We start from the raw sequence: 24,857 nt of genomic DNA on the forward strand, positions 1-24,857 counted from the left end.
TATGTGTCTGGGAATACCCGGTCAGGTGATCAGGATGCTGGATGGTTACGAAGGCCAGCTCGCCCTGGTCGACGTCACCGGCCAGCCGCGCAGAGTCAACATCGGCATGCTGCCGGAGGAGACGTTCGCGCCAGGCGACTGGGTGATCATCCACATGGGCTTCGCGGTGGAGAAGACTGACCGCGCCGGTGCTGAACAGGCCATGGCCGGCCTGGAGCTGATGGGCCGCGGCCGTACCGATCCCGCCTTCGAAACAACGACCGGAACACACGACCCGGGGGGCGGTTGACATGACCGCTGTCCCCCTGGCGCGGCTGGACGAGGTTCGGCAGCGCATCACTGTGACGGGTGTCGTTCAGGGGGTTGGATTCCGTCCGTTCGTGCACCGCATCGCCACCGAATTGGGCCTCACCGGCTTCGTCGGAAATGACTCCGGCGCAGTCTTTCTGGAGGTACAAGGCGACCGCGCCGACGTGCAAGAGCTGGCGAATCGGCTGCATGCCGAAGCACCGCCACTGGCGCGCATCCGTTCCGTTTCGGTTGCCGACATGGCTGTGTTGCGTCATTGCTTGCCCGAGTTTCGGATCGTGGCCAGTAAGGCTGCCGGTGGCGCGGTGACCCCGATTCCGCCCGACGTCGCGGTCTGCGACGAATGCGTGGCGGAGATGTTCGACCCGAGCAACCGGCGTTACCGCCACCCGTTCGTCACTTGCACCAACTGTGGTCCCCGATTGACCATCATCAGGGGCCTGCCGTACGACCGACCGAATACCACCATGTCGGCGTTCGCCATGTGCCGGCGGTGCACTGCCGAATATCACGACGCGGCCGACCGCCGGTTCCACGCCCAACCGATCGCATGCCCGGATTGCGGTCCATCGCTGTCGTTTCGGTCCGCCGATGGTCACATCGAAACGAGGGGATCCGACGCGGTGCTGGCGGCCGCCCAACGCGCGCTACTGTCCGGTGCGATCGTCGCTGTCAAGGGCATCGGCGGATACCACTTGGCGTGCCTAGTCGGCGACGATGCGGTAGTCCGCAGGCTGCGGGAGCGAAAGTCGAGGGGCGCCAAACCTTTCGCCATGTTGGTGCGTGACCTCCGGGTCGCGCGACGATTCGCCTACGTCGACGAGACCGAAGCCGCGGTGTTGTCGAGCCCGGCCCGGCCGATCGTGCTGTTGCGCCGGCGGTCCCCTGCCACGATGTGGCCGCTCGCCGATTCCGTCGCACCCGGCAGCCCCATGATCGGATTGATGCTGCCCTACTCCCCCATCCATCACCTGCTGCTGGCGCCGGTGCCCGGCGCCGTCGCGCCGGTCCCCGATGCGCTGGTCCTGACCAGCGCCAATCGCTCCGATGAGCCGATCTGTTTCACCGAAGACGATGCCGCGACGAGACTTCCGTCGCTCTGCGATGCGGTCCTCGACCACGACCGCCCGATCCACGTGCCGTGCGACGATTCGGTTGTGCGCGTGGTCAGCGACCAAGATGGGGCGCGCGAATTGCCGATCCGCCGCTCCCGCGGCTTCGCGCCGTTGCCCATCGAGCTCGGTCTCGACGGTCCCACTGTGCTCGCTGTCGGCGGTGAACTGAAGAACACTTTCTGCCTCACCGATGGCTCTCGTGCGTACCTGTCCGGGCACATCGGCGACATGGCCAGCTGGGAAACCCTGCGGGCGTTCGAAAGTGCGGTGCATCAATTCAGCGAGATCCGCGGTGAACCGGCACGATTGGCGGCAGATCTGCATCCCGGCTATCACACCCGCAACTGGGCCGAACGACAGGCTCAAGATCGCCCGCTCGATCTGGCCCAACACCACCACGCGCACGTGGTGTCCCTGCTGGCCGAGCACGGACGCCTCGGGGAGCCGATCGTCGGTGTCGCCTTCGACGGCACCGGCTACGGCTGCGACCAAACCGTCTGGGGCGGCGAGATTCTCACCCTCGGCAAAGACAGCCAGCGGTTCGTGCGGGCGGGCCACCTGTTGCCGGTTCCGCTGCCCGGCGGCGACTTCGCGGTGCGCAATCCGTGGCGAATGGCCCTGTCGTACCTACGCTCGGCCGGTATCGCTTGGGCCCCTGATCTAGCACCGGTCAATGCGGCTACAGCTGACGAATTGCGGCTCACCCGTTCGCTTCTGGACACTGGCACCGCATGTGTGCCGTGTTCGAGCATGGGCCGGTTGTTCGACGCCGTCGCTTCCCTACTCGGGGTCCGGCACCGAATCGACTACGAGGGACAGGCGGCCATCGAGCTGGAGGCACTGGCCGATACCGCACCATTCGTGGAACCACTGCGCCTGACGGTACGACCTGACGGGGTGATCGACCCGGCCTGCATGCTGGCAGCCATGGTTTCGGCCCTGCGGCGTGGAACGCAACCCGCCGCGCTGGCCGCGGGATTCCACCGGGCGGTCGCGGTGGCCGTTACCGACGTCGTCGCCCAGGTGGCCGACCAGGTACGCCTGGTCGGCCTCACCGGCGGGGTCTTCCAAAATGTTCTGTTGCTCGGTCAATGTCGTAACCTGCTGCAGAGCAACGGTTTTGAAGTACTGACTCACCACCTGGTGCCGCCCAACGACGGCGGCCTGGCACTGGGTCAGGCCGCCATCGCCGTGCTGATCGCCCGGGAGGAGGCGCAGACGTGACGCACACCGCCGCCGTAGCTCCCGGGCTTGCCGAAGATCTGGCAGCTGATCTGGCTGCTGCTGCCTTCACGTTGGCCAAGCGGTTCGCGGCAGGCGCGACCATGTGGTCCATCGCGCCTGCATGGGAACCGCACGCGCTGCACATCGCGGTCGAGTTCGTCCATCCGGTGATCGTGGGCAAACGAGCGCTACCAGCGGTGGCGTTGACCGGACCGGACCTGGTGGATCTGGTGCGAGTGTCGGTGCAGCCAGGCGACATCGTGGTGGCGATATCAGGAGCCGACCAGCAGGACGTGCGGTCGGTGCTGCGCCGTAGTCCCGCTTGGGGAGCCACCACAATCTGGATCGGCAGCGGCACGCGACCCGATGCCGGTGCCGCCGATCACGTGCTGTGGCTGGATGATCCCGACCCGCAGATCCCCGCCACGGGCGGCTTCGTGCTGTTCTATCACCTGCTCTGGGAGTTGACCCATGTGTGCTTCGAGCACCCCGGACTACTCAAACCGCAATGTACGGAGGGTGTTTGCGTCACCTGCAGTGACGAAGGCCGGCTCGGCGAGGTGGTGACGGTCGCCGTCGACGAAACGGCAACCGTGCGTACCGCGCGGGGTATCGAAAGCGTGGTGACGACGCTCGTCGACCCGGTCGCCCCCGGCGATTTGGTGCTGGTGCACGCGGGCATGGCGATCAGCTGCCTGGAGGAGGAGACGTGAACAGCTCGGAGCCCACCGACTTCCTCTACCCGTTCATCGACGCGCAGGAAGAGGACCCCGAATCGTTGCTGGCCGACCTGGCCGCTTCCGCGCAGGCTAAAGCTGCCGAGAGCCTCGCGCTGCGGCGCGCCAGCCTGGCAGCCAACGCCGGACTGCTCGACGAGGCCACGATCGAACTGGCCCGCCGATTCCGTGCGGGCGGACGAATGTTCACCTTCGGAAACGGCGGCAGTTGCACCGATTCCGCCACCCTGGCCGGGCTGTTCGCGCGACCACCGATCGGCACGGCAGGAACGTCGTTGCCGGCCTGGTCGCTGACGGCCGACCAGGCGATTGTCACCGCACTCGGCAACGATGTCGGATTCGACCTGGTGTTCGCCCGCCAACTGATCGCCCGGGCGAAGACCAATGACGTCGCGATCGCGATGTCGACCAGCGGCAATTCACCGAACCTGTTGGCCGCGCTGGCTGAGGCACGCCGACGCGGGTTGTACACGATCGGCTTCGCCGGCTACGACGGCGGCGCGTTTGCAAACAATCCGAATGTGGACGCGTGCTTCATCGTTCGTTCCCAAAGCGTGCACCGCATTCAGGAAGCTCAGGCACTGCTCGGCTACCGAATGTGGCTGGCGGTACAGGAAAAGCTTCAGCAAAGTCGGGGGGCGGCATGACAAAGTCAGCCGGCGAATATCTGTCCTCGGGACCGCGATTCGCCGAAGGTGAAGTGATCGAACGGATTGAGTCGTTCCGCAGGCGCCGCCCCCGGTTACGCGACGACCACGTGACTCTGGCACACGGAGCGGGCGGCAAAGCGTCGGCGGCATTGATCGACGCCGTTTTCCTGGACGCGTTCCGAAACCCGGCACTGGAGTCACTGGGCGACGGCGCGGTACTGAGCCTGCCCAGCGGCGAGCGGATCGCCATGTCCACCGATTCATTTGTGGTGCAACCCCGGCGTTTTCCGGGTGGCTCCATCGGAGAGCTGGCCGTGCACGGAACGTGCAACGATCTGGCGATGGCGGGCGCGGTGCCGTCCTGGATCTCGGCCGCGTTCGTGCTCGAGGAGGGTTTCCCAGTCGCCGAATTGAAGGCGATCGTTGCGGATATGGCAACCGCGGCCGGCAACGCGGGCGTGCAGATCGTCACCGGCGACACCAAGGTGGTGTCCAGGGGTGCCGCGGATGGGCTGTTCATCACCACTACCGGCATCGGGGTGGTACCCGCTGCCCGACGGCTGTCTGCCCAGTCGGTGCGCGCCGGGGACCGAGTGCTGTTGTCCGGGACGATGGGCGATCACGGCATGGCCGTCATGCTCGCGCGCGGTGACCTGGCCATCGAGGCCGACATCCACTCGGACACCGCGTCGGTCAGTCCGCTGGTCGAGTTGCTGATGGCGGCCGCACCCTCCACCCGCTGGCTGCGTGACGCGACACGTGGTGGGGTCGGCACGGTCTGCAACGAGCTGGCCCAGGCCTGCGGGCTCGGAGTGCTGCTCGACGAACAACGGCTTCCGGTGCGTCCGATGGTCAACGGCGCGTGCGAATTGCTCGGCATCGACCCGCTCTACGTCGCCAACGAGGGCAAGTTCGTCGCTGTCGTCGCGCCTGACGAGGCAGAGGCCGGGCTGGCTGCGTTGCGCAGCCACCCGCTGGGAACCGATGCGGCCGAAGTCGGCGAGATCGTGACCGAGCCGGCCGAAAGCGTCGTGCTACGTACCGGATTCGGCGGCACCCGGATCGTCGACATGCTCGTCGGCGATCCGTTGCCACGGATCTGCTGATCGAACGAGAGGAGACTGCCGATGTGCCTTGGCATTCCGGGGCGGATCGTCGAGATCACCGATCCCGCAAACTACTTGGCGAAAGTCGATGTCAGCGGTGTGCAGCGCACCATCAGTGTGCGGCTGTTGGAGGACGATATGCCGGGGCGAGATGACTGGGTGCTGGTCCATGTCGGCTTTGCGATGGCCAAGATCGACGAAACCGAGGCGTTGCTCACCCTGGCTTCCATCAAGAAACTCGGCGACGCCTATACCACCGAACTGGAAGCCTTCGACTCGTCCGCGATCGTATAAGGAGGCGCGATGAAGTTCGTCGACGAATTTCGTGACCCGGCGGCGGCGCGAAAACTGCTGGGAGCCATAAAGCATCTGGCCATCGAATCCGAGCACTTCAAATTCATGGAAGTGTGCGGCGGGCACACCCACACCATCTACCGGCACGGCATCGAACATCTGCTGCCGGACAATGTCGAATTGGTGCACGGCCCAGGTTGTCCGGTATGCGTCATTCCCATGGGACGCATCGACGACGCCATGTGGCTGGCCGGACAGCCCGACGTGATTTTCACATGCTTCGGCGACATGATGCGGGTCCCCGGCTCCCACGGCAGTCTGTTGGATGCCAAGGCCCGCGGCGCGGACGTGCGGTTCGTCTATTCGCCGTTGGACGCGCTGAAAGTCGCGTTGGACAACCCCGACAAACAGGTGGTGTTCTTCGCGATCGGATTCGAGACAACCGCACCTTCTACCGCCGTGACACTGGTGCGCGCCCGCGATCTGAACCTCGGCAACTTCAGTGTGTTCTGCAACCACGTGACGATCGTGCCGCCGATCAAAGCGATATTGGAGTCACCGGATCTGCGGCTGTCCGGCTTCATCGGCCCCGGGCACGTCTCCACTGTGGTGGGTAACCGGCCGTATCGGTTCGTTACGGAGGTATACCGAAAGCCTTTGGTGGTGGCCGGATTCGAGCCGCTGGACATCCTGGCATCGGTCACCATGTTGCTGCGTCAGATCCGTGAGGGCCGGTGCGAGGTGGAGAACCAGTACAAGCGCGTGGTGCCCGAGCACGGCAACGCGGCCGCACTGACCTTGATGAGTAAGGTGTTCGCGCTGCGACCACACTTCGAGTGGCGCGGACTCGGCTTCATCTCGCAGAGCGCGCTGCGCCTGCACGACGACTTCGCCGAATTCGACGCCGAACTTCGGTACGCCATGCCCGGCGTACGGGTGGCCGATCCGAAGGCGTGCCAGTGCGGTGAAGTGCTCAAAGGGGTGCTCAAGCCCTGGGAATGCAAGGTTTTCGGCACCGCCTGCACGCCGGAGACTCCGATCGGCACTTGCATGGTGTCGCCCGAGGGGGCGTGCGCGGCCTACTACAACTTCGGTCGAATGCACCGCGACGCCGCCAAACTCGTCGGGCAGTCCGCGCGGGCGTGACGCGTGACCGACGCCCGCGGCGCCGAGATGTTCGGCCGGTACGCATACGCCCCCAACGCGTTGGGCTACTGCGGACCGCCACTGGGTGCCACGTTGCGGGACGGCTCGGTGGAAGACATCCGGGCTGCGGCGCGGAAGTTCACTGGAGCCTGGCCGTATTTGCGGGTGTTGTCGCGGCTGACCCATATCGCTGACCCGCTGGATTACCGACTCGTCGAGTCGTACTGGCTGGGTGGGGGCATCGGCGACGACTTGGCACCCGGGGAATTCTTCGGTGAACTGCTGGCCATCATCGGTCCGCAGGCCGGTCGTTATTGGTCACATCTCACCTCTGACCTTGCCGGCGAGGCAGCAGGCAATCACTGTTTCCACGTGTTTGGCGTATATCCCTGGACCCGGTTTCTGGGTCGCGGCATGGACCAGCATCCCTTACACGTTCTTGATAACTGCCGAATCACCTGGGGCACAGTCATTTCCCGCGCCGGGACTGCCATCGAAGTGCTGTGCCGCCGGCTGGACTGGGACTGCCGGCAGCTGTCATTGTCCGAACCGTCGACCCGATGGTTGGATGCTTGGGCCGACGAGTACTGCGCCGTGCCGGACGTGGAGGTCGGCGAGGAAGTCGCCCTGCACTGGGGCCGACTGTGCGGGAGGCTGGAGCCACACCAGGTGCGTTCGCTGGCCGACAGCACCTACCGCCAGCTGCAGGTCACCAGCGAGCGGCTTACCATGCGTAAATTCGTGTCAGACTGACCCGGTGCATGGTTCGGTGCCCGGCTCCATATGTGATGTGCTCCCGAGCACCGCGGCGCTGCTCGGGGTGCCCGGTGCCGTCGACACCCTGGGGCTGACGGACTCGATCGGTCCGGTCGATCGCGTCGCGGTCGTCCTCGTCGACGGGATGGGCTGGCACCTGTTACCGGAGCTGGCCTCAGACGCTCCGCTGCTCGCCGCTGTGCTCAGCGGCAGTACCGGGCGGTTGCAGCAACTGAACTGCACGTTCCCGTCCACCACACCAGCGAGCCTGGTGTCGCTGGGCACCGGCGCCCAGCCGGGCGAGCACGGCATCCTCGGCTTCACGCTCAACGTCCCGGGCACCGACCGAGTGCTCAACCACATCCGTTGGCGTGACGACCCCCCGCCCGACCAGTGGCAACCGCTTCCAACCTGGTTTCAGCGAATCACGCAGGCCGGCATCGGCGCGCGCGCTCTGCTACCGGAGTGGTTCATCGGCAGCGGCCTGACCGAGGCGGCCTATCACGGCGCGCAATTTCTGCCCACCCGCTCCGGCGACGACTACCCGCAACGGATGACCGAAGAACTGCAGGCCGGCCCTGGGCTGCTCTACGGCTACAACGCCGAACTGGACACCGCGGCCCACGTATTCGGCGTGGGCTCCACCGAATGGCACGAAGCGGCGACCCGTATCGACACGATGTTGACCCGGCTGGTCGACGCGCTGCCGAAGAACGCCGCACTTCTGGTGACCGCCGACCATGGCGGCCTCAACGTTGCGCCCGACATGCGCATCGATATGGACGCCGATCCTCGACTGACCGCGGGCGTTCGGGTGGTCGCCGGTGAACCGCGGGTCCGCTACCTGCACACCGAGCCGGGAGCCACCGCAGATGTGCTGGCCACCTGGACCGAGCTTCTCGCCGATCACGCAATAGTCCACACCCGGGAAGACGCTGTCGCATGCGGGATGTTCGGGCCCGTCAACCCGCGCCACCTACCCAGAATCGGCGATGTGGTGGTGGTCTGCACGGGGTTGTCCGCAGTACTGGCGACCAGCCACGAGCCGCCGGAAACGGCTCGTCTCGTCGGCTTCCACGGCGCGGCGACCGCCGCCGAAATGGCGATACCGCTAATCGAATTCCGCTGATCGCAATGAGGACTCCATCAGCTACCTGGCCAGCTTCGCCCGCGCCGACCAGTTCCACCCTGGCGGCCACCGAGGCCCGCCGCCGCGGCGCCGATGACATCCGCCAAGTCGTCGTGCTCGGCGACGGCGCCCCCTGGATCTGGAAGCTGGCCACCGCGATGCTGCCCGAAGCCACCCCGATCGCATTGAGAACAAAGCCGCCAGCTGACCCGGTTTCGCGGGCACTCCTAACGCGATGCATGGATCAGGTTGGCAGGCATCTTGACTTGATGCATCACGGTGGGCGCGTACGATCCGGCCGTGGCACCGGCCAGCCGCAGCAAGGCGGGGACAGGGTCGATGCGGCGCTCACGCCGCCCCGCGGCGGGGCCGCTCGTCATGATCGGTGGGCATGGCACCTCTGCACAACCGATCCCCGACGCACGCAACACACCACAAGTGTCAGCAAGTATCAGAGACCGATAGACGCTACAGCGGCGTCACGTAGGCCGAGCTGATACCGCCGTCGACCAGGAACGTCGAGCCGGTGATGAACGAGGCGTCATCGCTGGCCAAAAAGGCTACTGCGGCAGCGATTTCGTCCGGTTGAGCAAATCGGCCCAGCGGTATGTGCACCAGCCGACGGGCGGCACGCTCCGGGTCCTTGGCGAAAAGCTCTTGCAGCAGAGGCGTATTGACCGGCCCGGGGCACAGCGCGTTGACCCGGATGCCTTGGCGGGCGAACTGAACTCCGAGTTCCCGCGACATGGCCAGCACCCCGCCCTTTGACGCGGTGTAGGAGATCTGCGAGGTTGCCGAGCCCATCACCGCGACGAAAGATGCCGTATTGATGATCGAGCCTTTTTGGGCAGGCACCATGTGCCGCAACGCCGCTCGGCAGCACAGGTAGACCGATTTCAGGTTGACGTCCTGAACGTGTTGCCACGCAGGCAGTTCGGTGTTCTCGATCAGGTCGTCTTCCGGCGGCGAAATGCCGGCGTTGTTGAAGGCGATGTCGACGGAGCCGCAGGCATGCGCGGCGGAGTCGAACAGCTTGTTCACCGACTCCTCGTCGGAAACATCCACCGGCACATACAAACCGGAGAGTTCTTCAGCGGCAGCACCGCCGGCCTCGCCGTCGATGTCGCCGATGACGATCGCCGCGCCTTCGGCGTGCATCCGGCGGGCGGCGGCCAAACCGATGCCGCTACCGCCGCCGGTGATGACCGCCACCCGGTCCGCCAGCCGTCGAGTCAGATCGACCGCAGCCACTTAGGCCTCCTCCTTGATTGCGATGAAGACGTTCTTGGTCTCAGTGAAATGTAGCGGCGCGTCCGGTCCTAGCTCGCGCCCCAGACCCGATTGTTTGAATCCGCCGAACGGGGTGTTGAAGCGCACCGACGAATGCGAGTTCACCGACAGGTTGCCGGCTTCCACGGCTCGCGAAACACGCAACGCGCGGGACAGGTCGTCAGTCCAGATCGAACCGGAGAGACCGTATTCGGTGGCGTTGGCCAGCGCGATGGCGTCGGCCTCGTCGTCGAACGGCAACACCGTGACCACCGGGCCGAAGATCTCTTCGGTGACGCTGCGATCCGTCCGCGCCGGGGTGAGAACCGTCGGCGGGAACCAGAATCCAGGCCCGGTCGGCGCGGTGCCGCGAAAAGCGACGGGGGCGTCGTCCGGTACATAGGAGGCGACCTTGTCGAAGTGGGCGCGGGATACCAACGGGCCCATCTCGGTGTCGCGCGCCCAGGGGTCCCCGACGGCCACGTGCTGGACGGCCGGTTCGAGCAGTTCCATGAATCGGTCATAAACGCCGCGCTGCACTAGAATTCGACTGCGCGCACAGCAGTCCTGCCCGGCGTTGTCGAACACGCCGCCGGGTGCGGACGCCGCCGCACGCTCCAGATCGCAGTCCGCGAAGACGATGTTGGCGCTCTTGCCGCCAAGCTCCAGCGTTACCCGTTTGACCTGAGCGGCCGCACCGGCCATCACCCGCTTACCGACCTCGGTGGACCCGGTGAACACCACCTTGCGGACTCCCGGGTGGGTGACGAAACGCTCGCCCACCACGGCGCCCTTACCCGGTAACACCTGCAACAGGTCAGCATCCAGGCCTGCCTCGACGGCGAGTTCAGCGAGTCGCATGGTAGTCAACGGAGTCCACTCAGCGGGCTTGACCAGCACCGCGTTGCCGGCGGCCAGGGCCGGCGCGATGCCCCACATTGCGATCACCATCGGGAAGTTCCACGGGGTGATCACCCCGACGACGCCCATCGGCTCGTTGAAGGTGACGTCTATGCCACCCGTGACCGGAATCTGCTTGCCTGACAACCGTTCCGGACTTGCCGCGTAGAACTGCAGCACGTCGCGGACGTTGCCGGCCTCCCACTCGGCCGAGGCGATCGGGTGGCCCGAATTGGCCACTTCGAGCGCAGCCAGCTCATCGACGTGCGCATCCACGACAGCAGCGAACGCGCGCAGCCCGGCTGCCCGTTCGGCGGGTGCCAGCCGCGCCCAACGCCGCTGGGCCGCCTGTGCTCGTCCCACCGCGTCATCGACGGCTGCGACATCGGCGTGTTCGACCGACCGCAACACTTCCTCGGTGGCCGGGTTGATCAGCTCGAAGGCAGTCATCGGTCCGCGAACGATCGCGCGGCGTCGATCAAGGCGGTGAACAGCCGCAGATCATCCAGCGACTTCTCCGGATGCCATTGCACCGCAAGCGCAAACCGGTCTCCCGGTACTTCGACCGCCTCCACCACGCCGTCGGTATCCCACGCGCCGACCAAGAGTCCCTCCCCCACTTTGTCGATAGCCTGATGGTGGTAACACGCCACATCGACGGTGTCGCCCATCAGTTCCGCTACCCGCGTCCCCGCCACCGTGCGCACCGACAGCCTGCTGAAGACGCCGTTGCCGGCGCGATGGCCGGAGTGGCCGATGACCTCGGGCAGGTGCTGGTGCAGCGTGCCCCCGTACGCGACGTTGAGCAACTGGGCGCCCCGACAGATGCCCAGCACCGGCAGGCCGCGGTCCAAAGCCGCCCGCAGCAGGGCGAGTTCCCACGCGTCGCGGTTGGTGCGCGGTTCGTCGGTAGTTGCATGCGGTTGCTGTCCGTATGCGGCGGGGTCCAGGTCGTAACCGCCGGTCAAGACCAACGCATCGAGGCTGTCCAACAGCCGGTTGACCGTGTCAGCGTCCACTGGCTGCGGGGGCACCAGCACCGGAGTGCCCCCGGCGAGGAGCACGCCCTCGAAGTAGCCGGCAGGCAGGTACGCCGCCGGGATGTCCCAGATGCCTGTGCGTACCTGCTCGAGGTACATCGTCATGCCCACGACGGGGGGCGGGCCACCCGGCGATCGCAAGGGCGGCGCAGCCGGGCGCAGCGGGTCGCCGGCATCGAACTCCGGCGATCGCAAGGGCGGCGCAGCCGGGCGCAGCGGGTCGCCGGCATCGAATTCAGAGTCGTTCAAAACCACGTGTCCTCTCCCAGTCGGTGACCGCCGCGTTGAACGCCGCCAGTTCCACGCGCGCGTTGTTGAGATAGTGCGCGACCACGTCGTCGCCGAATGCCTGCCGGGCCCGCTCCGACGCGGCGAGCGCATCGGCGGCCTCACCCAGTGTCGTAGGTAACCGCTCGACATCACTGGCTTCGTAGGCGTTTCCAGCGTACGGCTCGTCAAGTTCAAGATCCTGATCGATACCGTACAGTCCGCCCGCAATCAGTGCCGCCACAGCCAAATACTGGTTGACATCGCCGCCGGGCACCCGGCATTCGACGCGGATGCTGGGTCCGTGCCCAACGACCCGCAACGCGCATGTTCGGTTGTCCAGGCCCCACGCCAATGCGGTGGGCGCGAAGCTTCCGTCAGCAAATCGCTTGTAGGAGTTGATATTCGGCGCATAGAACAACGTGAATTCGCGCAGAGTGGCCAGCAAGCCGGCCACAAAACTACGGAACGTCGCCGACATGCCGTGCGGTGCAGCGCTGTCGGCGAACACCGACGCGCCGTCCTGCTCGCGCATGGACAGGTGGATGTGGCAGCTATTGCCCTCGCGCTCATCGTATTTCGCCATGAAGGTCAGGCTTTTGGCGTGCCGGTCGGCGATCTCTTTGGCGCCGTTCTTATAGATGGCGTGGTTGTCGCAGGTGACCAGAGCCTCGTCGTAGCGGAAGCCGAGCTCCTGCTGGCCGTTGTTGCATTCGCCCTTGATGGCCTCGACCCGCAGACCCGCACCCTGCATGCCCAGCCGGATGTCGCGCAACAGCGGTTCCATTCGCGACGACGCCATGATCGCGTAGTCGATGTTGTAGTCGCTGGCCGCGGTCAGGCCCCGATAGCCGTTGGCCCACGCCTCGCGATACGACTGGTCGAAGACGATGAATTCCAGCTCGGTGGCGACGTCAGCGACCAGTCCACGTTCCGCCAGCCGGTCCAGCTGACGGCGCAGGACGGCACGTGGCGACTCAGCGACCGGTTTCCCGTCAGCCCAGCCCAGGTCGGCGATCACCAGCGCGGTGCCGGGCAGCCACGGGATCAGCCGCAGCGTGGACAGGTCCGGCGTCATCACCATGTCGCCGTAACCGGTCTCCCAGCTCGACATCACGTAACCCGGCACGGTGTTCACGTCGACATCGACGGCCAGCAGGTAGCTGCAGCATTCTGCACCGCGCGCCGCCACCTCATCGACGAAAAACCGGCCGGCTACCCGTTTTCCGACCAGCCGCCCCTGCATATCGGTGAACCCGACGATGACGGTGTCGATGTCACCGGCCGCGACGAGTCGCTCGAGGTCGGCACTACCCAACATCGGTCCGGTTGCCTGCCCAGTCATGACCGTCAGTCAATCACTTCGGCCCAAACGGCGTACCGCTACCAGCCGCTAGTGCGCAGGATGATCTCGGTGGCCAACTGTGCTGTCGACTCGTTGGCATTGCGCCGCGCCAATAGGTCCACCACCCGGTAGTCGCCGAAAACGTAGCGCTGGGCCTCGCGGGCCACATTCGCGATCGCCGCCGAGCTCACCAATACGGTGGTGGCGATCTCCACCGGCGGACACTTCTCGTCGCGGACACCACCGTCGGCGTCGGCCACCCGCGGATGTGCGCGGTCGATGGCGATCAGCCCGGCGAATCGCCCCAGCTTGGTGGCCGCGAGTTCCCAGGCCAGGTCGGCGCCGGCGCGATCACCGAACAACACGGCCCACGAGATCGACAGGGAGTCGAGGATGCCGATCACCGACTTCGCGGTCAGCCGCGGATCAGCGGCGATGACGACGGTCTTGAGCGAGGCATTGTGCAGTCGTTCGCACAAGGCGTCATACGCCGCAGGGGCGCGCTGTTCGGCGGCCAGGATGACGACGACCGTGCCATTGTCGGGGCCGGTCACTGCCACTGAGACGGAAATTCCGTCCAACGTCGTCATCGTCAAGGGCACTACCGCAAATTACAGCATTTTGGTTGCCTGCGGACGGGGCAAAATGGTCACGTTCCGGGCATTCTTCATGTCGTGAACCCACGCAAAAACACGCGAGGTCAGGGCAAAGTGAGGATTTCTGCGCCGGTGTCGGTGACCAGCAGGGTGTGCTCGAACTGCGCCGTCCACTTGCGGTCACGGGTGACCACGGTCCAGCCGTCGTCCCAGATCTCGTAATCCAGTGTGCCGAGGTTGATCATCGGCTCAATGGTGAACGTCATGCCCGGCTGGATGACGGTCTCAACGGCAGGCTGGTCGTAATGCAGCACCACCAGCCCATTGTGGAAAGTGGTAGCAATGCCGTGGCCGGTGAAATCGCGAACCACGTTGTAGCCGAATCGATTTGCATACGATTCGATGACCCGGCCGACCACGGACAGCTGCCGGCCGGGCTTGACGGCCTTGATGGCACGCATGGTCGCCTCGTGAGTCCGCTCGACGAGCAGGCGGTGCTCCTCAGAGACGTTGCCGGCCAAGAAGGTCGCGTTGGTGTCACCGTGCACCCCGTTGAAGTAGGCGGTGACGTCGATGTTGACGATGTCGCCGTCTTCGACCACGGTCGAGTCGGGGATGCCGTGGCAGATGACCTCGTTGAGCGACGTGCAGCACGACTTGGGGAAGTGCTTGTAGCCCAGCGTCGACGGATAGGCGCCGTTGTCGACCATGTAGTCGTGCGCGATCCGGTCGAGTTGGTCCGTGGTGACGCCCGGTGCGACCGCCTTGCCCGCTTCTTGAAGTGCGCGCGCCGCGATCTGGCTGGCGACCCGCATCTTCTCGATCACTTCGGGTTCCTGCACCCACGGCTCGGTGCCCTCTTTGGCGGTGGCCTTGCCGACGTATTCCGGGCGCGCGATCCACTTGGGCACCGGCAGCGTCGGGGACAGCACGCCGGGAGAAAGCGCGGTACGAACAGACATGGCAGACAGCTTAACGATGCAAGCGCTGCGGTGCTGCCGCTTGCCGGTCAGCCCAGGTGCGACGCCGACAACTCAGCCGCTTTCTACGCGCGCTTCACCGGTTCTTTGGGCTGCCCGGCCGCAAGCGATCTCCGCGATCATCGCGATCAGAATTTGGGACGGCGTAACAAGGCCCGGCGTGAGCCGCGAATGATCACCGACCCGAACACCACCTGACCGGTCAGGACGACGTGCGGTGTCCCTTCTACCGGCGCGTCTTTACGCCGGTCGCTGGCGCTGCCGACGTACACCTCGACGTCATCGATCGAGGCGCTGGCGCCGTCCGGCAACCGCAGGTCCAGCCCGCCGAACTTCAAGTCGAGCTCGATGACGACTACGGGACCCGCGAAGCGGGCCTTGGTGAGGTCGAGCTCAATCGAACCGAACCGTCGCACCAGGGCCAGACGGGTGGGCACCATCCACTCGCCCTGTCGCTTCAATGAGCCCGCCCAGCCCCGCAGTTCCACCCGGTCCGCGGCGGAAGTGACGATGGCACCCGGACCCGGCAGGTCAGCGACCAGCTCATCCAGCTCGTTGCGGGTACGCGCGAAGGACACCCGCGAGGACCGCTGCTCGAATTCGTTGATGTCGATGAGGCCGAGCCCGACCGCATTGTGCAGTCGCCGCATGGTGCCGTTGCGGTCGGCGTCAGACACCCGCATCGACGCCATGTCACCGCCTGTCTCGGTCATGGCTCTTTCCTGATCGCCAGAGTCAAAGGCGAGGTTTCGCCTACCCCGCAAACTTACCGTTGTGCGCGGTAGAGGCGACCCGTCAGTCCAGATACCCCGGGGGCAGTGAGTCGAACATCACCTTGGTCATCCGCACCGCGTACTCCGAACTGCCGCCTCCGACGATTAGGGCCGCGAAGGCCAGGTCACCGCGGTACCCGGCGAACCAGGCATGCGATCCACCCGCGAACTCGGCCTCACCGGTCTTGCCGTAGACGTCCCCGCAACCCGCGATCTCCTTGGCGGTCCCGTTGGTCACCACCAACCGCATCATGGGCCGCAGCGCATCGACCATCTTCGGGCTGATCGGGGTGTTGTCGCCGGCAACCGTCGTCGGCCGGCCGGCGATCAGCTGAGGAACCGGCGTCTTACCGGCGGCGACCGTGGCCGCCACCAAAGCCATGCCGAACGGGCTGGCCAGCACCCTGCCCTGCCCGAACCCGTCCTCGGTCCGCTCGGTCAGATCAACCGTCGGCGGAACCGAACCGGTCACGGTGGTGATGCCTTCGACCTGATAGTCCAACCCGATGCCGTACCTGGTGGCGGCCTGGGTCAGACCGCGCGGCGGCAACTTCGCGCTCAGCTCGGCGAACGTGGTGTTGCAGGAACTGGCGAAGGCCCGCGACAGCGGCACCACCCCGAGGTCGAAACCGCCGTAGTTGGGGATGCTGCGGTGTCCGATGTCGATGTGGCCGGGGCAGCCCAGCATTGTGTTGGGAGTGGCCATGTCACGGTCGACGGCGGCGCCGGCGGTCACCATCTTGAAGGTTGACCCGGGCGGGTAGAGACCGGTGGTGGCCAGCATGCCCTCGGCGTCCGCTCCCGCATTCTGTGCGATCGCGAGGATCTCACCCGTCGACGGCTTGATCGCCACCAGCATTGCCTTGCCGCCGCGGGTGTCCACCGCGTGTTGGGCGGCGTTCTGCACGGCTCGGTCGAGCGTGACGGTTACCGACGGCGCGGGCAAGCCCTCGACCTCATGCAGCACCGCGACGTCGACGCCGTTCTGGTTGGTGCTGACGATCCGCCATCCGGCCTGACCATCGAGTTGGTCGATGACGGCCTTTTTCACCTGCCCCATCACCGCTGGAGCGAAATGTGGATCGCTGGGCAACAAGTCGGCATGCGGCGTGATCGTGATACCGGGCAACGTGCCGATTGCCGGGAAAACACGGTTGCTGTCGTCGGGCAGCAGCGTTGCCAGGTCGACCGGCTGGGTGGTCGAACTGGCCATTTCGGCGAGCAACTGCGGGTCGTTGAGCTGGTCATTGAAGGGATGCAGCGCTTCCACGACCGCCTGAGCGGTGCCCATCAGGCCGGGTCCGGCCTGGCTGGCGTCCAGTGTGTAGTGGTAGATGTAGCCCGGCGCCATTACGTCGGAGCCACCCAGTTCGTTGACCGAGGCGCGCCGGGGTTGGTCAGCCCGCAGCGCAAAGGTCTGGTGCTCCCCCAGCTTCGGGTGCAATCCGGTGGTGGACCAGCGGACCTGCCAGTGCCCTTCTTCGCGCGCCATCTTGAGCTGGCCGTCGTAGCTCCAGGTCCGGTCCTTGGGCAGGTGCCAGGTGAAGCGGTACAAGACGGTGCCCATGTCCTCGGCGTACTTCGAACTCAACACCTGCGCATCCAAGTGGGTGGCCTGCAGGCCCGCCCACGCGGCGTTGAGCGCTTCGCGCGCCTCGTTGGGGTTGTCACTGAGTTGCGCCGCCGTCGCGGTGTCCCCAACGGAGAGCGCAGCGAGAAACTTCTCCGCGGCAACACCGGGCCCTTCGGGCTTGGGCGTGCAGCCGGGTAGCACCATCAGCGCCATCAGCAGGCATGTGACAGATGTTGCCAGTGTTGTTTTTGTGACCATCGGGACTGATGTTAGAGCTGTCGCGGTCATTGCACCGCCGACACACCGATACTCAACCGTTATCGCCGCGAACGGTCCGCGGGCCCGCCTCCCGACCGGCGCGAGACGCTAGTCGAGCAGGACCGTGGCGAAGGTCCCGACCTCTTTGAACCCGATCTTCGTGTATGCGGCTCGGGCCACAGCGTTGAAACTGTTGACGTACAAGCTGGCAATGCGCCCGCTGCCGACTATCACCGCGGCAAGAGTGGCGGTGCCGGCGGTGCCCAGACCTTCGCCGCGCCGTTCGGGGTGAACCCAGACCCCCTGGATCTGTCCGACCGCCGGCGATTGCGAGCCCACTTCGGCCTTGAACACGACCTGGCCGTGCTCGAAGCGCGCCCAGGCCCGGCCCGCCGCGATGAGGCTCGCTACCCGTCGTCGGTAACCACGTCCACCGTCGCCCATTCGGGGGTCGACGCCGACTTCCCCGATGAACATGTCCACGGCAGCGACCAGGTAGGCGTCGAGTTCCTCGGGCCGCACCTGCCGGACATCGGTGTCGAACGTGCAACTGGGGTGACTGTTCAGTGCCATCAGCGGCTGCTCGTCGCGCACATCCCGGGCCGGACCCCAGGCCGGCTCGAGTCGTTGCCACATGGGCAGCACCAGGTCCGCCCTGCCGACCAGTGATGAACACCGCCGTGCAGTGCTCTTGGCCTCGTCGGCGAAGGCGTTCAGGTCGATCAGGTTGCCCCGCAACGGAATCAGATTGGCACCGGCAAAGCACAGTGACTCATCGACGCCGCGGTGTGTCCACAGTTCCCCGCCGATGGAGTTGGGCTCAACGCCGTAGTCCGCGACGCGCGCGGCGACCATGCACGCTTCGACCGGGTTATCGCCGAGCACCCGCCACACGGCGGCGGCGTCACGCACCACGGAGACCCGTCGCTCGCCAACGAGGCGAAGGATGGGCGGAGCCGACATCTCAGAACTCTCTGTGGTGCGAAATGAGGGCAATTCTCTGGCACTGACCCCTATCAGCTTACGGTCACAATAGGCGAACCGCTGGCCGCCGTCCCCGGATCTTTTTCGGATTCTTCAGCGATTCTCATGGCTTCCTCGATCAACGTCTCGACGATCTGAGATTCGGGCACCGTCTTGATGACTTCGCCCCGAACGAAGATCTGTCCTTTGCCGTTGCCCGAGGCAACTCCGAGATCGGCTTCGCGCGCCTCGCCCGGCCCGTTCACGACGCACCCCATCACCGCTACCCGCAACGGCACGTCGAGGCCGTCCAAGCCGGCGGACACCGCGTTGGCCAGGGTGTAGACGTCGACCTGGGCGCGACCGCACGACGGGCAGGACACGATCTCGAGCCCGCGCGGCCGTAGGTTGAGCGACTCGAGAATCTGGTTGCCGACCTTGATTTCTTCGACTGGCGGGGCTGATAGCGACACCCGGATGGTGTCCCCGATGCCCTTTGACAACAGGGCACCGAAGGCGACCGCGGACTTGATGGTGCCCTGGAATGCCGGACCGGCCTCGGTGACGCCCAGATGCAGCGGGTAGTCGCACTGGGCGGCCAACTGCTCGTAGGCGGCGACCATGACCACCGGGTCGTTGTGTTTGACGCTGATCTTGATGTCGCCGAAGCCGTGCTCCTCGAACAGCGAGGCCTCCCACAGCGCGGACTCGACCAGCGCCTCCGGCGTGGCCTTGCCGTACTTCTCCATCATCCGCTTGTCCAGGGAGCCTGCGTTGACGCCGATTCGGATGGGGATGCCGGCGGCACCGGCCGCCTTGGCCACCTCACCGACCCGGCCGTCGAATTCCTTGATGTTGCCCGGGTTGACCCGGACCGCCGCGCACCCCGCATCGATGGCGGCGAAGATGTACTTCGGCTGGAAGTGGATGTCGGCGATCACGGGGATCTGGCTGTGCCGCGCGATTTCGGCGAGCGCGTCGGCGTCCTCCTGACGCGGACACGCGACTCTGACGATGTCGCAACCCGCGGCGGTCAGCTCGGCGATCTGCTGCAGGGTGGAGTTGACGTCGTGGGTTTTGGTGGTGCACATCGATTGCACCGCAATGGGATGATCACTGCCGACCCCGACATCGCGCACCATCAGCTGACGCGTCTTACGTCGGGGAGCCAGCGTGGGCGCCGGCGGCTTCGGCAGGCCGAGGCCAACGGTCACAGTTGTGCCTTCTCTCTTTATTGGAAGAGCCGAATGGGATTGACCAGGTCAGCGGTGACCGTCAACAGCATGTATCCGACGACGAAAATGAGGACCACGTACGTCGCCGGCATGAGCTTGAGGTAGTTCACCGGCGCGGCCGCCACTCTGCCGCGGGCCGTCCGGATCATGTTGCGAATCTTCTCGAACACCGCGACAGCGATGTGCCCGCCGTCAAAAGGCAACAGCGGCAGCAAATTGATGGCACCCAGGATGAGGTTGAGCTGGGCCAGGAAGAACCAGAACGCCACCCAGAGCCCGTGGTCGACCGTGTCGCCACCGATGATGCTTGCCCCGACGACGCTCATCGGGGTCTGTGGGTCGCGCTTTCCGCCCCCGATTGCGTCGACCAGCGCACCGACCTTGGTCGGGATGGCGGCCAGTGACTTGCCGACCTCGACCGTCAGTTGGCCGGCAAAGGCAACCGTGGCGGGTGCCGCCGACAGCACGTTGTACTTGGTGGGCGCATTTCGGGGTGCGCCTACCCCGATGGCTCCGACCGTCGCGGGCTCGACTTGACCGCCCTGCGCGTCAGGAACCCAGCGGCGGGTGGTTTCGACGTTGACCGTGGTGGTGATCGTCTTGCCGTCACGCTCGACGACGACCGGGACGGTGCCGCGCAACTTGCGCACCGCCGTGGCCATCTCCTCGAAGGTGGACACCGTGGTGTCACCCACCTTGACGACCGTGTCTCCGACGCGGATTCCGGCCAGTGCCGCCGGACCCTGACCGTTGCACTTGTCGAGCTTGCCCTGGGTGGTTTCCTGGGCGACACAGTCGGTCTCGCCGACGATGGCCTTGTTGGACGGGTGCAGGTTGGGCAGGCCCCAGATCAGCGCGATGGCGTAGATCAGCACCAGGCAGATGACGAAGTTCATGCCCGGCCCGGCGAACAACACGGCGACGCGCTTCCACGTTGCCTGCTTGTACATCGCGCGTTCCTCTTCGTCGGGAGCAAGCTCCTCGACCGGAGTCATCCCGGCGATGTCGCAGAAACCGCCCGCCGGTATGGCCTTGACGCCGTACTGGGTCTCGCCGCGTTGAGTCGACCACAGCGTGGGACCGAAGCCGACGAAGTAGCGGCGCACCTTCATGCCGGTGGCGCGGGCGGCCCACATGTGACCGCACTCGTGCAGGGCGACCGAGATGAGAATGGCAAGTGCGAACAGCACAATGCCGGTAACGAACATCATCAGCCTCGTACGACCTTTCTCACGCCAAGCCAGCGACTCTGACCGGCACCCCACCCGAGCTCGCAGCCGTGATCGCACGTTGCGCACGCTCGCGGGCCCAACGCTGCGCCTCGAGTACGTCTTCCACGGTAGCTGGTGCCGCGCCCCATTGGTCCGCATCACGCAACACGCCGGCAATAGTGGCAACGATGGCGGGGAATCGGATCCGCCCGTTGAGGAACGCTTCGGCCGACTCCTCATTCGCGGCGTTGTAGACGGCGGTCATGCAGCCGCCGGTCTCACCCGCCTGCCGGGCCAGCTCGACAGCCGGGAAAACTCCGCTGTCCAGCGGCTCGAACTCCCAGGTCGACGCGGTGGAGAAGTCACAGGCGGCCGCGGCACCGCCCACCCGGGCAGGCCAGCCGAGCGCCAACGAAATCGGCAGCTTCATGTCCGGCGGGCTGGCCTGGGCGATGGTAGAGCCGTCGATGAAGGTGACCATCGAGTGGATAATCGACTGCGGGTGGACGACGACGTCGATGCGGTCGTACGGGATGCCGAACAACAGGTGGGTTTCGATGAGCTCGAGACCCTTATTGACCAGTGATGCCGAGTTCAGCGTGTTCATCGGGCCCATCGACCAGGTGGGATGAGCGCCGGCCTGCTCGGGGGTGACGTCCTCGAGGTCGGCCGCCGGCCAGCCCCGGAAGGGTCCGCCGGAGGCGGTCAGCACCAACTTGGCGACCTCGTCGGCGGTGCCGCCACGCAGGCACTGCGCGAGCGCGGAGTGCTCGGAGTCGACGGGGACGATTTGACCGGGCCGCGCCGCCCGCAACACCAATGGCCCCCCGGCGACCAGGGATTCCTTGTTGGCCAGCGCCAGGCGGGCACCCGACTCCAGGGCAGCCAGCGTGGGCCGCAGACCCAACGCTCCGACCAACGCGTTGAGTACGACGTCGCACTCGGTCTCCTCGACCAGGCGGGTGACGGCGTCCGGGCCGCGAAACGGAATATCCCCGGCCTGCTCGGCGGCGGCCGCGTCGGCGACGGCGACGTTGGTCACACCGGTCTCGGCGCGCTGCCGTAACAACGTGTCCAGATTTTTGCCTCCGGCCGCGAGCCCGACCACCTCGAACCGGTCCGGATTGGCGCCGATGACCTCCAGCGCCTGGGTGCCGATCGAGCCGGTGCTGCCCAGCACCAGCACTCGCAGCCGACGCTCGGCCTGCCCGTCACTGGAGATCGTCACCTACCCATTGTGCCGCTTGTCTAGGACACATCGGGGCATGCCTGGTTCAACTTCTTCAATCTCCAACCCATCCGTGACCGTCGCCACTCCGAATGACTTGCGTAAGGCCAAACCGGGGGGCGACGGCTGTCGTCTCAAAAGCATTCTGCAGCAAAGGAATTGAATCGAAATGGAAACGAAAGCCAGGACGGTCGCAGCGGCGGCACTCGCAGCGATCGCGATTGTGGGCTTCTCGGGATGTTCGAGTGACAAGCCCGCGTCGCAAGGATCCAGCAGCAGTTCCGCGCCCGCACCCGCGATGAGCGCCACAGCACCCAGCAGCGCGCCGTCGTCCGGCAAGGCGGACCCCGCGGCAGATCTGATCGGCCCCGGCTGCTCGCAGTACGCGAACCAGAACCCGACCGGCCCCGGTTCAGTAGCCGGCATGGCTCAGGACCCGGTCGCGACGGCGGCGTCGAACAACCCGATGCTGACCACGCTGACCTCGGCGTTATCCGGCAAGCTCAACCCGCAGGTCAACCTCGTCGACACCCTCAACAGCGGCCAGTACACGGTGTTTGCGCCGACCAATGACGCTTTCGCCAAGCTTCCGGCGGCCACCCTGGACCAGCTCAAGACCGATTCGAAGCTGCTGAACAGCATCCTGACCTATCACGTGGTCACCGGCCAGGCGAGCCCGGCCAAGATCGACGGCACCCACAAGACCCTGCAAGGTGCGGACGTGACGGTGACAGGCGGGGGTAACGACCTCAAGGTCAACGCCTCCGGGCTGGTGTGCGGAGGGGTACACACCGCCAACGCCACGGTGTACATGATCGACACCGTGCTGATGCCTCCGAGCTAGTAACGCACCGCGCAGTATCGACAAGGCAGTCCGCGGCCAGCGGGCTGCCTTGTCTCATTTCTGGTCTCATTCAGGGTGACCTCACGAAACCTGTTGCATGGTGAACCAATCCAGGGCCGGTATCGTGACGAATAGTTGACATGTTGACACTCGCCTTAGTCGGCTTCCTCGGCGGCCTCATCACCGGCATATCGCCGTGCATCCTGCCGGTGCTGCCGGTGATCTTCTTCTCTGGGGCACAGAGTTCTTCCGGTGCACGCAGCGCCGCCGATTCTGCCGATGCGCCAACGCAATCCGATGGCTCGGTAGCGGTCAAGACCAAGCGCACCCGCTCAGACGCAACCCGCCCCTACCGGGTGATCGGCGGTCTGGTGCTCAGCTTCAGCGTCGTCACCCTGCTCGGCTCGGCACTGCTGTCGGCGCTGCATCTGCCCCAGGACGCCATCCGCTGGATCGCTCTGGTCGCGTTGGTGGCGATCGGTCTCGGTCTCATTTTTCCGCAAATTGAACAGCTGCTGGAACGGCCGTTCTCCCGCATTCCACAGAAGCAATTCGCCACTCGCGGAAACGGTTTCGGGCTTGGATTGGCGCTGGGGGTGCTTTATGTGCCCTGCGCGGGCCCGGTGCTGGCCGCGATAGTGGTGGCCGGGGCGACCGCGCAAATCGGTGTCAGAACCGTCGTCCTCACCGCTGCTTTCGCGGTCGGCGCTGCGTTGCCACTACTGTTCTTCGCGCTGGCGGGTCAACGGGTTGCCCAGCGGGTGAACGCGTTTCGGCGACGCCAGCGCGTAATCCGAATCGGTGCGGGAATCGTGACGATCCTGCTCGCGGTCGCGTTGGTGTTCAACCTGCCCGCCGTCCTGCAGCGGGCGATACCCGACTACACCGCATCGCTGCAGGACAGAGTCGGTAACTCGCGTCAGGCCCAGCAAAGCCTGGGCGGCATCGTCACCGACCAGAACGCGCAGCTGTCCAACTGCACCCAGGGCGCCAACCAGCTCGAAAATTGCGGAACGGCACCGGATCTCAAGGGCATCACCGGATGGTTGAACACCTCCGGAAACCAGCCGATCACCCTGAACTCGTTACGCGGCAAGGTAGTACTGATCGACTTCTGGGCCTACTCCTGCATCAATTGCCAACGGGCCATCCCGCATGTCGTCGGCTGGTATCAGGCATATAAGGACAGTGGTCTGGAAGTCATCGGCGTCCACACTCCGGAGTACGCATTTGAAAAAGTGCCCGACAATGTCGCCAAAGGCGCGGCCGATCTGGGCATCAAGTATCCGATCGCGATGGACAACAACTACTCCACCTGGACGAACTACCGTAATCGCTACTGGCCCGCCGAATACCTGATCGACGCCAACGGAACCGTTCGCCACCTCAAGTTCGGCGAAGGCGACTACGACGCCACCGAAACACTGATCAGGCAGTTGCTGACCGACGCCAAGCCAGGTAGCAAACTTCCCCCGCCCGTCGACGCACCCGATCTCACGCCGACGACGACTCTGACCCCGGAGACCTACTTCGCCGTCGGCAAAGTTATCAACTATGGCGGCGGTGGCCAGTACGACGAAGGGTCAACGACGTTCAACTACCCGCCGACCTTGGCGTCCGACAAATTCGCGTTGAGCGGCCCCTGGTCGCTGGACTATCAGGGCGCCACGGCCAACGGCGATGACTCGGCAATCAGACTCAACTACCACGCCAAGGACATCTACGCCGTGATCGGCGGCACCGGCACCCTCTCGGTGACGCGCGACGGCAAGACGACCACGCAGCAGATCAGCGGACCGCCCACCAATCGTCAGATCGTCATGGGTGATCGGCAGACGGCCGGAACCGTCGAGGTGCGGCCCAGCAAAGGACTTCAGATTTTCTCTTTCACATATGGGTAATACCCATC

At 65.5% G+C, this 24,857-nt stretch carries 23 protein-coding genes; 11 read left to right on the forward strand and 12 right to left on the reverse strand.

The annotated features are described in order from the left end of the window. Position 1: 1 nt before the first annotated feature. Genes ACZY1I_RS19665 through ACZY1I_RS19705 form a run of 9 tightly spaced genes read left to right on the forward strand, consistent with a single transcriptional unit; the run spans position 2 to position 8,466 of the window. Entirely contained in the window at positions 2-289 is a 288-nt protein-coding gene (locus ACZY1I_RS19665) for a HypC/HybG/HupF family hydrogenase formation chaperone (RefSeq protein WP_463756138.1), read from the forward strand. Between the two features lies 1 nt (position 290). Beyond that, a complete protein-coding gene (hypF, locus tag ACZY1I_RS19670) occupies positions 291-2,648 on the forward strand; it encodes a carbamoyltransferase HypF (RefSeq protein WP_463756139.1) in 2,358 nt (785 codons plus the stop codon). Then, positions 2,645-3,361, forward strand: a complete 717-nt coding sequence (locus ACZY1I_RS19675; protein ID WP_463756140.1) for a HypC/HybG/HupF family hydrogenase formation chaperone — start codon at positions 2,645-2,647, stop codon at positions 3,359-3,361. The genes hypF and ACZY1I_RS19675 overlap by 4 nt, the downstream gene beginning before the upstream one ends. Next, on the forward strand, positions 3,358-4,032 hold the full coding sequence (locus tag ACZY1I_RS19680; RefSeq protein ID WP_463756141.1) for a D-sedoheptulose-7-phosphate isomerase: 675 nt from the start codon (positions 3,358-3,360) through the stop codon (positions 4,030-4,032). The genes ACZY1I_RS19675 and ACZY1I_RS19680 overlap by 4 nt, the downstream gene beginning before the upstream one ends. Beyond that, entirely contained in the window at positions 4,029-5,141 is a 1,113-nt protein-coding gene (gene hypE / locus ACZY1I_RS19685; protein WP_463756142.1) for a hydrogenase expression/formation protein HypE, read from the forward strand. Before ACZY1I_RS19680 ends, hypE begins: the two co-directional genes overlap by 4 nt. 21 nt (positions 5,142-5,162) lie before the next feature. Then, positions 5,163-5,435 carry a HypC/HybG/HupF family hydrogenase formation chaperone gene (locus tag ACZY1I_RS19690; protein WP_463756143.1) on the forward strand — a complete coding sequence of 91 codons (273 nt, stop codon included), beginning with the start codon at positions 5,163-5,165 and terminating at the stop codon, positions 5,433-5,435. Between the two features lie 9 nt (positions 5,436-5,444). Then, complete coding sequence (hypD, locus tag ACZY1I_RS19695) at positions 5,445-6,581, forward strand: hydrogenase formation protein HypD (protein WP_463756144.1); 1,137 nt, start codon at positions 5,445-5,447, stop codon at positions 6,579-6,581. 3 nt (positions 6,582-6,584) lie between these two features. Beyond that, the gene (locus ACZY1I_RS19700) at positions 6,585-7,334 is read left to right on the forward strand and encodes a DUF6390 family protein (protein WP_463756145.1); all 750 of its coding nucleotides are present in this window, start codon (positions 6,585-6,587) and stop codon (positions 7,332-7,334) included. Between the two features lie 16 nt (positions 7,335-7,350). Beyond that, positions 7,351-8,466 carry an alkaline phosphatase family protein gene (locus ACZY1I_RS19705; RefSeq protein ID WP_463756308.1) on the forward strand — a complete coding sequence of 372 codons (1,116 nt, stop codon included), beginning with the start codon at positions 7,351-7,353 and terminating at the stop codon, positions 8,464-8,466. Positions 8,467-8,934: 468 nt separating this feature from the next. On the opposite strand, the gene ACZY1I_RS19710 is transcribed toward ACZY1I_RS19705, so the two are convergent. The 12 genes from ACZY1I_RS19710 to dxr all read right to left on the reverse strand — a co-directional run bounded on the left by ACZY1I_RS19710 (position 8,935) and on the right by dxr (position 22,104). Further along, on the reverse strand, positions 8,935-9,717 hold the full coding sequence (locus tag ACZY1I_RS19710) for a 3-oxoacyl-ACP reductase (RefSeq protein ID WP_463756146.1): 783 nt from the start codon (positions 9,715-9,717) through the stop codon (positions 8,935-8,937). Beyond that, positions 9,718-11,085 (reverse strand): aldehyde dehydrogenase family protein, encoded by a 1,368-nt coding sequence (locus ACZY1I_RS19715; protein WP_463756147.1) that lies wholly within the window; start codon positions 11,083-11,085, stop codon positions 9,718-9,720. Further along, on the reverse strand, positions 11,082-11,930 hold the full coding sequence (locus tag ACZY1I_RS19720) for a gamma-glutamyl-gamma-aminobutyrate hydrolase family protein (RefSeq protein ID WP_463756148.1): 849 nt from the start codon (positions 11,928-11,930) through the stop codon (positions 11,082-11,084). Before ACZY1I_RS19720 ends, ACZY1I_RS19715 begins: the two co-directional genes overlap by 4 nt. Further along, complete coding sequence (locus ACZY1I_RS19725; protein ID WP_463756309.1) at positions 11,911-13,263, reverse strand: glutamine synthetase family protein; 1,353 nt, start codon at positions 13,261-13,263, stop codon at positions 11,911-11,913. Before ACZY1I_RS19725 ends, ACZY1I_RS19720 begins: the two co-directional genes overlap by 20 nt. A gap of 62 nt (positions 13,264-13,325) precedes the next feature. After that, positions 13,326-13,889 carry an alpha/beta hydrolase gene (locus tag ACZY1I_RS19730; protein WP_463756149.1) on the reverse strand — a complete coding sequence of 188 codons (564 nt, stop codon included), beginning with the start codon at positions 13,887-13,889 and terminating at the stop codon, positions 13,326-13,328. Positions 13,890-13,987: 98 nt separating this feature from the next. Then, positions 13,988-14,845: a type I methionyl aminopeptidase gene (gene map, locus ACZY1I_RS19735; RefSeq protein WP_463756150.1), complete on the reverse strand. Its 858-nt coding sequence runs from the start codon at positions 14,843-14,845 to the stop codon at positions 13,988-13,990. A 146-nt stretch (positions 14,846-14,991) separates the two neighbouring features. Continuing rightward, positions 14,992-15,576: a DUF1707 SHOCT-like domain-containing protein gene (locus ACZY1I_RS19740; protein ID WP_463756151.1), complete on the reverse strand. Its 585-nt coding sequence runs from the start codon at positions 15,574-15,576 to the stop codon at positions 14,992-14,994. 82 nt (positions 15,577-15,658) lie between these two features. Beyond that, positions 15,659-17,467, reverse strand: coding sequence for a penicillin-binding transpeptidase domain-containing protein (locus ACZY1I_RS19745; protein ID WP_463756152.1), 1,809 nt, complete (start codon positions 17,465-17,467; stop codon positions 15,659-15,661). A gap of 108 nt (positions 17,468-17,575) precedes the next feature. Further along, positions 17,576-18,430, reverse strand: coding sequence for a GNAT family N-acetyltransferase (locus ACZY1I_RS19750; RefSeq protein ID WP_463756153.1), 855 nt, complete (start codon positions 18,428-18,430; stop codon positions 17,576-17,578). A 53-nt stretch (positions 18,431-18,483) separates the two neighbouring features. Further along, positions 18,484-19,644: a flavodoxin-dependent (E)-4-hydroxy-3-methylbut-2-enyl-diphosphate synthase gene (gene ispG, locus ACZY1I_RS19755; protein WP_463756154.1), complete on the reverse strand. Its 1,161-nt coding sequence runs from the start codon at positions 19,642-19,644 to the stop codon at positions 18,484-18,486. Positions 19,645-19,661: 17 nt separating this feature from the next. After that, entirely contained in the window at positions 19,662-20,876 is a 1,215-nt protein-coding gene (locus tag ACZY1I_RS19760; RefSeq protein ID WP_463756155.1) for a M50 family metallopeptidase, read from the reverse strand. A 19-nt stretch (positions 20,877-20,895) separates the two neighbouring features. Then, the gene (gene dxr / locus ACZY1I_RS19765) at positions 20,896-22,104 is read right to left on the reverse strand and encodes a 1-deoxy-D-xylulose-5-phosphate reductoisomerase (protein ID WP_463756156.1); all 1,209 of its coding nucleotides are present in this window, start codon (positions 22,102-22,104) and stop codon (positions 20,896-20,898) included. A gap of 169 nt (positions 22,105-22,273) precedes the next feature. Here dxr and ACZY1I_RS19770 point away from each other — a divergent pair, with 169 nt between their 5' ends. Together ACZY1I_RS19770 and ACZY1I_RS19775 are read left to right on the forward strand one after the other, a co-directional pair. After that, positions 22,274-22,948: a fasciclin domain-containing protein gene (locus tag ACZY1I_RS19770; RefSeq protein WP_463756157.1), complete on the forward strand. Its 675-nt coding sequence runs from the start codon at positions 22,274-22,276 to the stop codon at positions 22,946-22,948. Between the two features lie 140 nt (positions 22,949-23,088). After that, positions 23,089-24,849, forward strand: a complete 1,761-nt coding sequence (locus tag ACZY1I_RS19775; RefSeq protein WP_463756158.1) for a cytochrome c biogenesis protein DipZ — start codon at positions 23,089-23,091, stop codon at positions 24,847-24,849. The last annotated feature ends 8 nt before the right edge of the window (positions 24,850-24,857 follow it).

It is taken from the genome of Mycobacterium sp. IDUB_37, from assembly GCF_055419245.1.

Coding starts and splice junctions, on each gene's coding strand:
- ACZY1I_RS19665 (WP_463756138.1), top strand. CDS start 2: ATGTGTCTGGGAATACCCGGTCAGGTGATCAGGATGCTGGATGGTTAC.
- hypF (WP_463756139.1), top strand. CDS start 291: ATGACCGCTGTCCCCCTGGCGCGGCTGGACGAGGTTCGGCAGCGCATC.
- hypE (WP_463756142.1), top strand. CDS start 4,029: ATGACAAAGTCAGCCGGCGAATATCTGTCCTCGGGACCGCGATTCGCC.
- ACZY1I_RS19690 (WP_463756143.1), top strand. CDS start 5,163: ATGTGCCTTGGCATTCCGGGGCGGATCGTCGAGATCACCGATCCCGCA.
- hypD (WP_463756144.1), top strand. CDS start 5,445: ATGAAGTTCGTCGACGAATTTCGTGACCCGGCGGCGGCGCGAAAACTG.
- ACZY1I_RS19715 (WP_463756147.1), bottom strand. CDS start 11,085: ATGACTGCCTTCGAGCTGATCAACCCGGCCACCGAGGAAGTGTTGCGG.
- ACZY1I_RS19725 (WP_463756309.1), bottom strand. CDS start 13,263: ATGTTGGGTAGTGCCGACCTCGAGCGACTCGTCGCGGCCGGTGACATC.
- map (WP_463756150.1), bottom strand. CDS start 14,845: ATGTCTGTTCGTACCGCGCTTTCTCCCGGCGTGCTGTCCCCGACGCTG.
- ACZY1I_RS19740 (WP_463756151.1), bottom strand. CDS start 15,576: ATGACCGAGACAGGCGGTGACATGGCGTCGATGCGGGTGTCTGACGCC.
- ACZY1I_RS19745 (WP_463756152.1), bottom strand. CDS start 17,467: ATGGTCACAAAAACAACACTGGCAACATCTGTCACATGCCTGCTGATG.
- ACZY1I_RS19750 (WP_463756153.1), bottom strand. CDS start 18,430: ATGTCGGCTCCGCCCATCCTTCGCCTCGTTGGCGAGCGACGGGTCTCC.
- ACZY1I_RS19760 (WP_463756155.1), bottom strand. CDS start 20,876: ATGATGTTCGTTACCGGCATTGTGCTGTTCGCACTTGCCATTCTCATC.
- ACZY1I_RS19770 (WP_463756157.1), top strand. CDS start 22,274: ATGGAAACGAAAGCCAGGACGGTCGCAGCGGCGGCACTCGCAGCGATC.
- ACZY1I_RS19775 (WP_463756158.1), top strand. CDS start 23,089: ATGTTGACACTCGCCTTAGTCGGCTTCCTCGGCGGCCTCATCACCGGC.